This is a genomic window from Deltaproteobacteria bacterium, assembly GCA_018668695.1.
In the GTDB taxonomy this organism is placed as follows: domain Bacteria; phylum Myxococcota; class XYA12-FULL-58-9; order XYA12-FULL-58-9; family JABJBS01; genus JABJBS01.
In genome coordinates, this window is the sequence record JABJBS010000324.1 from 1 (window position 1) to 11,280 (window position 11,280).

The following is an 11,280-nucleotide window of genomic DNA, read 5'->3' on the forward strand; positions in this document are numbered from 1 at the left end:
ATCAATCTCTCGTGCCTCAAGCGTTTGCGACTCTCAAGGTATTGACCGTCTGGTCTAGACAACGAGCCATCAATGGTATCGTCACCAAAGGTAAGAACAGTGTTCTCCTCGTAGACCACGTCGGAACCTGGGCTGGATTGAGCCGATGCGACCGAGCTGCCCAGTAAACCAAGGGCAACAACCATCATTGTTTGTAGAAATCGTTTCACGAGCCTAGGGTATTCAGCCCGTAAGCAATCTGCAAGTCTCATTGCGCAGCCACTTTCTCCATAAGCACCCGAGCCGGCTCGTGGCTTGGGTCACATTCCAACGCAGTCTTTAAATGGCGCATGGCCTCAACCCGGTCGCCTGCCTGATCCATCCTCTTGGCCCATGAATGATGCATCGGCGCGCAGCTCTCCTCGCGAAAACCCTCAGCTTTTTCTGCAATGGCAAATGCACACGTCACTTGTTCCATCGCTTGGGCCGGTGCCTCTTCCCATTGAGCAACCGCTTGGGCCAATAAATCCCAGCCTGCATCGGAAAGTACCTCTGGAGAATTTAAAGATGAAAAGTCAGGTGTTTGCGACCGCGACAAAGCCTCACAAACCCCCTGGATTGCCACCTGGGCCAAGCGCTCCATTTCTTCTTCCGCCGCCAACACTCTTTCTTCCTCGGCCAAGGTTTCAAGTTCAGTCAGCTGCTCTTGGAGGCCTTCATAGCGTTGCGCTTCGTTACCGGTGAGTGTTTTCAAACGCCGTAAGCGCTCATAGGCACGCTCGTAGTCTCCCTGATAAACCTGAGCCAAAATCGCATCGTTCCAAAGAGCATCCTGTAAATCAGGTTCTTCTTTCAATGTCTGAGTATAAAAACGAGCGGCCTCGTCGAGACGACCTTGAAGCCGAGCGGCCACTGCAAGACCTAAGAGCCAAGCTTTCTCCTTGGGCTCTCGGTTCAATAGCCACGTGTATGCTTGATGCGCGACCGCTCCATCCGACAGCTCGAGGGCCGTTGCGGCCAGTGCCTCACGTAACAAGGTCGCTTCGGGAAAACGTTCTACCCCTTCACGGTACACCCGTAAGGCCCGTGCCAAATCACCTTTACTCTCTTCGTACTGACCTGCCAGCCAAGAAAGTTCGGGAGAATAAACATTACCCACACGGGCTCTGTCAAAGAGGAGCACTGCAACGCCTGGCTTACCTTGCGCCAAAGCGTCACGCACAATCACCGCCAACGCATGAGGATCTAAAGGCCGCTCCAAGAGTACCTGAGAAGCCAAATTCAAAGCCTTTGTGGCATCGCCGCGGCTCCATGCAAGGGATGCTGCATGCCCAAGACTGTCCAAACGCTTGGGATGCTTTTTATGATCTTCGATAAAAACAGCTTCAGCCGCCTCCAGCTTTCCAGCCGCTACCAAAGCTTCGCCATAACTGCGGACCACCGCCGCACTCTTTGTTTCCGTGGAGAGCTCGCGAAAAATTTCTAAAGCACGGACAAATCGTTTCTCAAAAACCAAAACCTGAGCCAGGTTAAGCCTCACTTCAATGTCGTTCTCACCGAGTTTAATAAGGTCTTCTAAAAGCCCACGCAGCTCACCCAGATAAAGAGGCTTTGAATCGCCTACAATCTCAAACTGCTTCTCAAGCGAATCGCGTAAGTATTGGATCCTATCGGCTTTTAGTTGTTGAGGAGTTTTAACCACCGCAACATCTGGCCCAGGCTTACCGGCACATGAAATACAAAGCATAAACACGAAGAGCACCATCATTCTGTTCATGGCTTACTCCCCGCTTTCGGCGGTAAGTCCCGCACACCCCGAACCTGCAATACGTCCACGTTCTTAAACATACCGTCGCTCATTTGCTTGAAAAGTCGTAAGACACCGCCAGCTGCCTCAGATTGTTCCGGTCGAATCCACTTTTCACGGCTCTTACCAAAGCCCAGCGGGTTCATCTTCGCCAATGCTCCTCGCGCCTTCTCAACCCAGTCTCCGCCAACCGCCAGGGCCCGAGAAACGGCCAAACAATCTTCGAAACGGCTCTTTGCGAGTTCCCGAAGTGGCATTGCTTTTTCTCTTAACCCCTCCCGAACAAGTTGCTCGTCTTCCACACTCAAGGCAAGCGTGGAGGCTATGGGCGCAGTCAAAAGCTTATCGACGCTTTGCATGAGTACTGCACCCGCGCGGTATGCGGCCGCTACGCTCCAAGTCTCGGAACCAAGGGCTGCAAGCCTCTGATACTCTCTTAATAAAACGTCTCGTCTCGAAGTCACTACCGCCAAAGATGCCTTGAAAATTTTGATGGCCTTCGCGTTGGTTGGGTCCAGAGGGCTGAGCTTCAAAGAACCAAACTTCTTAAATCCCGACTCGATGCCCCGAAACCCAATTTCAGCCCGTACATCCGAGCATCGCCTTCGCTCTGAAGCCACATTGTCCGCAATAGATTGCCATACAACATCTGCATCTTTTTGATACCCGCTCGCACGAGCCTGATTGTTTAAAACACTGCCGTAGAGCTGAGCTCGCCGCGTGAGCACATAGCATCTTAGGTCGGCATCTCGCGTTCGAAACTCAGGCTTTGAAAGCCATCGCGCATAACACTTGTCCAGAAGCTCAGCGCGCTTCTTCGATGGCTTGAAGCCATCCTTGCGGTAGTCCTCTAACTCCATCTCAAGTGGCTTGCATGCATTGACCCCTGCCAGATGAGCCTGCGGGTGCGAGACATAATCGCTTCCGACCTTCTCAAATGCCCTTTGGGCGCCGCGCTTATCGCCAAGAGCTCTCGAAAATGCAGCGACCTTAAGCCATACCACCGGTGCGCGCTCATCTTCCGGATAACTTGTCGCAAAGCGTTCAAAAAGCTTTCGTGCTTTAACAACCTGCACGGAATTCTCGTAATCAGCTGCCATCGCAAAGAGCGTTTCGCGAGCCAATTCAGATTTAGGGAATTTCTTAATCAACTTGAACTTGATTTTAGCTGACTGCTTAGAGTCTCCAGCTTTCTCATACGCTATGGCTGCATGATAAAGTGCTTTATCTCCAAGGCTCGAAGAGGAGTACTTACGGAAATAATCTAAATAGGATTTAGCGACGGAGACAGGGTCTTCATTTTTCTGCGCGCGCTCTTTAACCAAGCCAAAAGCTGCTTGCTGAGCAATTCCCTGTAACGCCTTGCGCTCTTTTGCAGAGCAGCTCAGGCTCTTCATTCGTGCAAAAACTCTCGCCCGTTCTTCAAGCTTTACAAAGTCTTTACTACCATTGTGAATATCAAGGATTAAGTTGGCCGCAATGCATGCCACCTTATTTTTACCGTGCCGAGTGACTAATATCTCAAATTGCTCAATCGCCTTATCTAGCTGGCCCCGGTCGTACGCAATCTTGCCGACTTTGTAGCGAACCCCAACGCTTTGAGGGTCTTTCTTTCGGCCCACCAAGCTCAAATATCGACCAGCAGATAACGCAAACGCGTCCTCCGTCTTGACGATGATCTCGGGTGAGGTCTTAGCCTCCAGCTGGTCTTGCCACACCGCCTCAAACGCGTGCACAGATTCCTCTGCCGCTCGCAACGCCATCTTCCGCTCTCGCCCGGAAGTTTTGGCTTCTCCCTTAGCCGCCACCGCTTCGAACGCACCGGCGGCTTTATCCAAAAGTCCGAGTTCTAGAAAAAGCTCAGCTTGGTAGAACTGCACATAATACGGATAGTCCACTTCTGACGTTAGCTTCCGTCCACCGAAAGCGCCCAGATATGCCTCATAAACATCTGCAGCAAAACGAAAAGAACGGCTCCGCGCCTTGCCTCTTAAACGGCGCCCTTCCTTGTGACGCTCAAGCCCAAGGTTGCGAACAATTCGCTCCGCCACATCAAAGCTCTCTAACAATTGCTTTTTTCGGTTCCTGTCCACCACTGGGTTCGCCTGATCTGCAGACCACAAATCTCCCAACATGGAACACAGCTTTTCAAGGTGGAAGATAATTTGTTTTCGTGTTCCCGACCGGCTTAGGGCCTCAAGCACATAGCTTTGCCAAATCGTTTGACGCATAGAACTCGGGAACCTCTTGGCCAAATCATTGTAAATGAGAACGACCTTTTGGTGTGAATCACGGTTGCGGTAGAGCTGCCCAAGTTCCTCGATCAGCCGCGGGACCTCGTCTGTACTTGCAACTTTCCCAAATACTTCAAATGCCTTGTCTGGCTTACCCAACCCCTTCACCGAAAACTCTGGTTGGATATTTGAATAAGCACGCACGTAATCCTTCAGCGCCTCGCGCCTAAGTCCCGAAGCCGGTCCCTCTTCCAAAAGTTTCTTCGCTTCAATCCACTTGATAACCGACTCAAAGCGGCGAAGGGCAACTTCCCACTCTCCGGTATTAATATAACACCAACCCTCTTTATAGAGAGCGAAACCCGTGACCGACTGATTTGAATCTTGGCTGGCTCGTTCGTAGGCCTGAAGAGCTTTCTCGATGTCTTGCGCTGTATCGAAATAGTACTCACCGATCATAAACCAAGACCTACCTGCCCACTCTGAATCCAAATGTTCTTGGATGATACGTTTAAAATATCGAGCGCCAGCTTTGGCCCGGCCCAACTCCACATAAACTCGGCCGAGGTAATAAAGGACCTTAGGAAGCGCTTCGTATCCAGGGCATTGCTTCACGATTTCCCCATACCAGCGCTTGGTTTCTTTTTGGTATTTAGCCATCAACGACTTGGCTTCGACTCGCTTTGCTTTGGGTAAATCTAAGTTCTGTGAAACAAAAAAAGCTCGCTTTGATTTCTCCCAATAGAGGTCGCCCAGTCGAAAACGAACGGGAGATGCACCGTCACATGTATTGTCAAAACCAATCAATTGCTTCGCAAGACCGATCTCTTCATCTAATTTTACATCGACCAGTGCACTGAGGCGGCGGGAGTCTAAGAGCTCGCCCATAGAACGCGGGCCTGCCTTTTCGTCTTTTTGTTTATCTGTTTTATCGAGAATACCGTCGAGATCGACCAGCGGCGAGAGGGCCGCATTTTTTTGTTTCTTCTTCGCTTGCCGCGGTGCTGCTTGGACCTGCACCGCACCCAAGAGTAGTGACAAGCTTAATAAAATGGGCGCCCATCTCACAAGCGGATTTCTATTGGTCATTCAAAGGCTCACACATACTAAAATCGACAACGTAGGTTCCGAGTTCATCACGCCAATACTCACCTTGGTAGGGCCAGCGAACGTGCTCTGAATCAGTCTTCTTCCCTCTACCACTTGCCTTTAATTTCTGCGCCCCCGACTCACCCCGTAAGCGTTTCTCGATTCCCTCTCGTTCGGCTCTTGCAACCTCGAGCTTCACTTTAATCGATTGGCTCAAGAGAGATCTTAAGGTTTCCAACTCTTCTTCAAACTTCAAAAGAGTTGCCTCAGCAGCTATTCTTCGTTGACGAATAATCCTCTGCTCCATGGCAACATCCAGGGCTTCCACCAAAGCGGGTTCAGAGAGCAACAAGGCAATAGCACTGCGCTCTTTAAGAAGTTGCGTCAGCGTTTTCTCGGCCTGCGCCACCCGTGGATCTGTCAGAGCCAACCCCAAGAGCCGTGAGGTTAAAACATCGTCCCCCGCTTCGTTGTTTTCGGACCGGCTTAGAGTTTCATAGATCCGGCTTGCAGCATCGACCTCACTGCGGCTGTCCAGCATGCCTCTAACCCGCTCCATCATCGGGTTATAACTGCTGAAAAAATCATCAACAATGATCCTCGCCTCATCGTAGCGACAGGCTTCGAAATAGATAATGGCTTTTACAACCTGAGACTCAGGAAAATACTCCGTCGCGAAAAATGGAGAGTGCAAAGTGAGTAGACGGCCGAGCGCCTTGTCGAAATCTCCTCGACGAAAATACGCCCAACTCGATTCAAATAAAGCCACCAGCCATGCTTCAGCACCCTGAGGAATTCTGCTGTAGTAATAAATACTCTTGTCGAATTGCTCATGCTCATAATGAATCCGAGCCAGCGACAAAAATGCCATGTGACGCAGGCTAACATCTTGGAACGTGCCGGTGGAAGGATGCAAAAGAGCAACCAAGGAGCGATAGGTCTCAACTGCTTTCTGATCCTCGCCTACCAAGTAAAAGAGTAGCGCCGTTAGATAAATAGAACGTGGATAAAATTCACTCTGGGGCGAGACCCGCTCAATCAGGTGATGCGAATAAGAAACAGCTTCGGCCAGGGATTCAGGAGCACGTGCTCGGAATGGGTCACTCGTAACCTTGCTGCCGGTTGGTTGACCAGCGCTTCCAAACTCCATGACATCGTCGTTAACTTCGGCGGGCGCACTGCCATTGAAATCAAAAATCACTTCACCGTCCGGCGCAGCGGAGCCCTTAAACTCTAGTACAGGGCCACCTGCATCCCCTGATGCATCACCAGAAAATTCCAGCTCACCCTCTTCATCTTGCTCTGTTACGGGACCTTGAGTTCCGCTGTTTTGAAAGGCGTCGATTTTTTCATAACGCCGTGCCTCAAAAAAGAAATGCTTCGCCAAGAGGTAATGGTACTCATCCCGATAAGCTTCCGGGAATTGCATATTACGAAACCGAGCGAGCTCTCTTAAAATGGGCTCCTGCTCTGAACTCACACGGCTTAAACGAAACAACCACTCAACGGATTTTTGAAAACGCCGATGGCTCGGACCTTGATGGATGATGAACTTGAACCGTTGAAAAGCCTCACCATAGAGCCCCGCCTTGTAGAGGGCTTTTGCAAGCTGGTATTCACTCTCGGGGTGAAACGCGCTTAAAGACGGTGTTGACGTTATTCTAAAAAACTCGTCTGCCGCTTTTCCATAATCTGTTGCCGCCATATGAGAGAGGGCTTGCTCGAACGCAAAACGATTCTTTTGGTTCCCGGCCACGGATGCAGATTCATCCTCATCTGCGCTACCAAAATCCAGCACTTCAAGCTCCAGGGTCGCTTCCTCAGAAACCGAAGCGGTATCCTTTTTCACGGTCGGTCTGGGAGCCAATTTCTTTGGAGCGACCTTATTCGGCGTCTCAAGCTCGAGTATAAGTCCGGGTGCTTCTTTTTTCGCCGGCGAATCCTTTTGCTTTTTCCCATCCGCCTCTGGTGCAACTAAGTCTTGAGCGGGGAGCGTAATAACCACTTCTTTGGTTTTAACTCTCTTCTTTGCCTTAGCTTTTTTTCGATTTTTCTTTTTTCGGTTCTTCTTTTTGGAACGACGTTTCGTACGGCGCTTTTTCTTTTTCTTCTTTGGTTTTTCAACCGATGTCTCTTGCTCCGAATCGGCTTGCGGCGCATTGGCGACAGCGATGCCACTGCTAAACGGTCCAAGCAAGAAAGCACAGACCGTCAGCCACAACACCCATTGCAGGAGTGAATACCGTTGCATTCCAACCATCACGACTCATCGCCTCCAAGCATAAAGGATGCTCCCACACCCACACTCAGAAAATACTCCCAACCGGATCCTACCTCGATGTCGGTCATCCGTTGGAGTTTCATCACACGCTCACGAATCTCAACACTAAGCACAAACCAATCGGCCACTCGATAACGTTGGCCGACGGCTGCCGTAATCAAAGGGCTGACTTGCCCCTGCGCATCGCCAATTACTCCGCCGCCCAGTTTTAAGTGAGCGTCGAAATGGACAAACAACTTCGATAAAAAAGACCATTTCCCGTAGACCGGTGCCCAAATGATTTCACCAAATCCTTCAAACGCTGGTCTGTTCACTGCCGGATCGGGAACATTTCCCGGAGAGGACACAGGGCCGCGCTTAAGAGAGAGCCAGTAATCTCCACGCAGCCCCACACTGAACGATTCCGCAAAATGATAGCCAACCGCGATACCCACTGGCGCGTGGTAATAAAAGGGGTCGTCAACGGCAGTATCGGCCCAAAGGGTAAGCTCGATTCGGTCCTTCTTTTCAAAGAGTCTGCCGCTTACAGTTGGAATTTGGGCCAGGCGATTTACCGGTTTATTATCAGATTCTGATGCTGCGTTCGCTTGGAAACCCGGCAGAGCCGTGGCGAGCATCAAAGTGCACAAAAGCAAACCCCGCATTATAGACTCCGGTATTCAAATGAAGGGGGAATAAAAAGTCCGAAGCCAATTCGAAACATCAACTGATTACGAATACTGGAACGTGTTTGCGAGAGAAACTGGTGTTCGTCAAAATAGAGTAGATCGCGTAACTCAAAACGCACGGTTAGAAAATCGGCCACGACAAAGTGCTGGCCCAAACTTGCAGTGATAGCTGGCCTCAATTGGTCGGCTGAGGTCGCTACAACTCCGCCGCCAAGCCCACCATAAATGTCGAAATAACCTATCAAAGAATCAAAGAGACTAAACTTACCATCGACTGGTAACCAATAAAGGGTCAGCCATGTGCCCCATTTCGGAGATGCATAATCCGCGGACGTTGAGAGCAAACCTCGCCGAACGTATTCCACTCCCGAGCGGTCTATTTGGCTTAAGAAATATTCCCCAGAAACGCCGATACCGAGAGTCTCTAAGGGATAGAAAGTCAGTTCTCCACCAGTACTGAAATGGTGATAATAGGCATCATTTAAACTGCCAGCGATGTGGCCTGAAAGTTCAACCCGCAGCTTCTTGAGCATGCGTTTCTTAGGTACGGCATGAATTCGGTCAAACACGCGAGGCCCTGTGGCCTCAGTCTTGTCTTTCGAGACGTTCGGATTCGCCGCGGCGTGACCTGGCGACATAACCAAGCCGAGCACGAAAATCATCGCCCCTAAAGACGCAAGCGAGTAGAATCGCATGTGTTTACCGACCATCATATTGAAGTATCGCAAGCTATTCGTGCTGATTGAAAGTGTCAATTCGGCCTTTCACCCGATATTCGGCCATCCCGGAAGCTTCTTGAGCCATTGGATCTATAGAGCCCCCGTGCTAGAGCCATTCCTATGAAGAACTGCACGTGTTTCGCGCCTTTAGCCCTCACGATCGCACTCTTAACCGTAGGGTGTGAAACTGACGATGTCGGCAAATTTTGTAGCCCACAAACAGCATCCATTGGCCAAAATCCGGTTGGAGGCGAAAACCCAAGTGTGGAAGTCGTCCGAATTCACCGAGATGAAAACTGCCTAAGCTTTCAATGCTTGGAACATTTGGGCCTCTCTCCCCACTGTACTCGAAGTTGTGATTGGTCCCCAAACACCGGTACGTGCAGCGCGGATAGCGACTGCCCCAATCAAGGCAAATGTATCGAAGGGTTTTGCAACGACGACGATTGTCCACCCGGCTTTGCCTGCGAGACGCCTCTCGAAGTTGGCGAGCTGGCCAATCAAGAAGTTTGTGTTCGGCGCAGCGGCTGCACCTCTAATTTAGATTGCGAAGGATTGGGCGCGATTGATTGTGTGAGCCTGGGCTGCTTTGACGATTGCCTTCTCGACGACACCTGCGAAATGCATCAGCTCCAATGTGAGCCCCTTGATTCTCTGGGCTGCACATGCGCGGACTCTGGCCCGAGCTGCGACGACAGTTTGCTCTCTTGTGCTCCAGAGGCAAGCCAGGCCGTTCTCCCTGAAGGCTCAATCTCAACCCGCAATGTTTGCATCGTCCGGGAACCCCCTCAATGAAATGGCAACTGATTCTGGTCACTGTTTTACTGGGCTGTAACTCCCCCGGCCCCGCTCTTTCTGCCACCTCTACCGAGGTGAAGTTTGATCAAGGTCATGTGACTTTCCACCTTGCAGAGAGTGACCTTAAAGTTCAAGTTGAGGTCGCCCGCACCGGTGCTGCTCGCCGGCAGGGCTTAATGAATAGAACCAAGCTTAAGCCTCATAATGGAATGATTTTTCTCTTCGAACATGAGGAGCCTCAATCGTTTTGGATGAAAAACACACTGCTCTCGCTTGATATGATTTTCATTAACCAGAAAGGCATTGTCATTGGCATCGTTCACAATGCCGAGCCCATGACAACCACACCGCGGAACGTTCCCGGAATCTCGCAATACGTCGTGGAAATGGTCGGTGGTTACGCTCGCCGATACGGAATAGAAAAAGGCACTCAAGTCACCTTGGGCCCTATGGGTAAACCGCTTCCCTAGATTGAATTTTAAGCAGACGCTTTAAGCTTGGGTCGAATCATCTCATCTACAAACCGGGCCAGCTCTTCTCTTTCCGACTCAGAGCTAAAAATAAAACGTATGCCCATCCCGGTCTCCAATACTTTCGGGTTCTGGTATACGTGCATGGTATTTCTCCAGGTAACTTCACCCAGAAGCTCCAAAGGCTCGTCAAAACCAGGCAAGCCTATTTTGAAGATACAACGGGTCCCGGTGGCTAAGGGATGGATCGACTTGATAAACATGCCGCCCCTGGAGAAATTTGCCGTGTAGTCTCGCATAAAGGTTGCCAATCGTTGGTAACCCACTCTCAGCTCAAGGGGGAGACGCTCAGCCTCCCTATCTCCGGGCGAAAAGACCATCTCCTAGGATAGGTTCCTGGATGAAAGTTCGTCAATTCGAATCCACCAAACCACGATTCAAAAGATCACACCGCACAAATATGGAGCTTCTCTGTCGCACCGTGTTAGATTGAGGCGTGAAAAAAATCTTTAAAATAGCGTGTATCGCCCAAGCCCTTGTGGCCGCCATGCTTTGCTTCGTTCCCCTCTTTAATGTGTTGAGCTACGAATTTTGTCTCGCACTGGGGCTACTCACCACGCTGACCAGCTTTAGCATAGGAATGAGCGTTGCAGGCTCCGTTAAACCCAGCCGTAAACAGATACCCATAGCCCTGGGCTACAGCTACCTTCAGCTGCTTCTCCCCTTAATACTTATTTGCCTCAACGCATTTCGCGTACGAAATTGCGACTTTAGGGTGGGCCTACTTTTCTTTGTTATACTGCCGGTTGCTGCGGCAACTCTTAATGCCGTCCTCGGCGTCTTAGCGCAGACTTTATTTAAACCGATGTCTTGGGGACCCCGAGCCGGAACCTTTTTTATTTTTCTCGGCCTTCCTCTCATTTCTATAGGCTGGGATTTTTATTCCCAACCACCCATTTCCGTTTTCAGTCACGTTTGGGGCTACAACCCAGGCACACTCTACGACGAAGCCATCGCTCCCGACCAACGGCTCTTGGCTTGGCGCACATTCACCGCAGTCACCACCGTCTTGCTTGCTTTGCTCGTGACCCTCTTCGACCGGCTGGCCATTGGAAAAGCGGCTAAAATAGTATCTGCGCTCATCGTCGTGTTGGGGCTTTACAGCGGTGACCAGTTCGTTGGCGCTGAGCACCTTTACCGAGTCGATCGAGAGGTTCTCGACCAGCAACTCCCCG

General features: G+C 50.7%; 10 protein-coding genes. 3 read left to right on the forward strand and 7 right to left on the reverse strand.

All coding sequences use genetic code 11. The features are described 5' to 3' along the window. The 6 genes from HOK28_18245 to HOK28_18270 form a co-directional block, all read right to left on the reverse strand. On the reverse strand, positions 1–251 hold a 251-nt coding region (locus HOK28_18245; GenBank protein ID MBT6435044.1), incomplete at its 3' end, for a hypothetical protein. Then, the gene (locus tag HOK28_18250; protein ID MBT6435045.1) at positions 248–1,756 is read right to left on the reverse strand and encodes a tetratricopeptide repeat protein; all 1,509 of its coding nucleotides are present in this window, start codon (positions 1,754–1,756) and stop codon (positions 248–250) included. The genes HOK28_18245 and HOK28_18250, both read right to left, overlap by 4 nt. Then, the gene (locus HOK28_18255; protein MBT6435046.1) at positions 1,753–5,109 is read right to left on the reverse strand and encodes a tetratricopeptide repeat protein; all 3,357 of its coding nucleotides are present in this window, start codon (positions 5,107–5,109) and stop codon (positions 1,753–1,755) included. Before HOK28_18255 ends, HOK28_18250 begins: the two co-directional genes overlap by 4 nt. Continuing rightward, positions 5,099–7,372: a hypothetical protein gene (locus tag HOK28_18260; GenBank protein ID MBT6435047.1), complete on the reverse strand. Its 2,274-nt coding sequence runs from the start codon at positions 7,370–7,372 to the stop codon at positions 5,099–5,101. The genes HOK28_18255 and HOK28_18260 overlap by 11 nt, the downstream gene beginning before the upstream one ends. Beyond that, positions 7,369–8,034, reverse strand: a complete 666-nt coding sequence (locus HOK28_18265) for an outer membrane beta-barrel domain-containing protein (GenBank protein ID MBT6435048.1) — start codon at positions 8,032–8,034, stop codon at positions 7,369–7,371. Before HOK28_18265 ends, HOK28_18260 begins: the two co-directional genes overlap by 4 nt. Beyond that, a complete protein-coding gene (locus HOK28_18270) occupies positions 8,034–8,720 on the reverse strand; it encodes an outer membrane beta-barrel domain-containing protein (protein MBT6435049.1) in 687 nt (228 codons plus the stop codon). Before HOK28_18270 ends, HOK28_18265 begins: the two co-directional genes overlap by 1 nt. 177 nt (positions 8,721–8,897) lie before the next feature. Here HOK28_18270 and HOK28_18275 point away from each other — a divergent pair, with 177 nt between their 5' ends. After that, entirely contained in the window at positions 8,898–9,572 is a 675-nt protein-coding gene (locus HOK28_18275) for a hypothetical protein (protein ID MBT6435050.1), read from the forward strand. Further along, positions 9,569–10,045: a DUF192 domain-containing protein gene (locus HOK28_18280; GenBank protein ID MBT6435051.1), complete on the forward strand. Its 477-nt coding sequence runs from the start codon at positions 9,569–9,571 to the stop codon at positions 10,043–10,045. Before HOK28_18275 ends, HOK28_18280 begins: the two co-directional genes overlap by 4 nt. A gap of 8 nt (positions 10,046–10,053) precedes the next feature. On the opposite strand, the gene HOK28_18285 is transcribed toward HOK28_18280, so the two are convergent. Next, a complete protein-coding gene (locus HOK28_18285; protein MBT6435052.1) occupies positions 10,054–10,371 on the reverse strand; it encodes a TIGR02266 family protein in 318 nt (105 codons plus the stop codon). A gap of 170 nt (positions 10,372–10,541) precedes the next feature. Between HOK28_18285 and HOK28_18290 the strand changes: the two genes are divergently transcribed. Further along, the coding region (locus tag HOK28_18290) for a hypothetical protein (protein MBT6435053.1) at positions 10,542–11,280 on the forward strand (739 nt) is incomplete at its 3' end.

Bases quoted from the DNA above. Each gene is read 5' to 3' on its own strand.
- HOK28_18250 (MBT6435045.1), bottom strand. From the start codon at position 1,756: ATGAACAGAATGATGGTGCTCTTCGTGTTTATGCTTTGTATTTCATGT.
- HOK28_18255 (MBT6435046.1), bottom strand. From the start codon at position 5,109: ATGACCAATAGAAATCCGCTTGTGAGATGGGCGCCCATTTTATTAAGC.
- HOK28_18265 (MBT6435048.1), bottom strand. From the start codon at position 8,034: ATGCGGGGTTTGCTTTTGTGCACTTTGATGCTCGCCACGGCTCTGCCG.
- HOK28_18270 (MBT6435049.1), bottom strand. From the start codon at position 8,720: ATGATTTTCGTGCTCGGCTTGGTTATGTCGCCAGGTCACGCCGCGGCG.
- HOK28_18275 (MBT6435050.1), top strand. From the start codon at position 8,898: ATGAAGAACTGCACGTGTTTCGCGCCTTTAGCCCTCACGATCGCACTC.
- HOK28_18280 (MBT6435051.1), top strand. From the start codon at position 9,569: ATGAAATGGCAACTGATTCTGGTCACTGTTTTACTGGGCTGTAACTCC.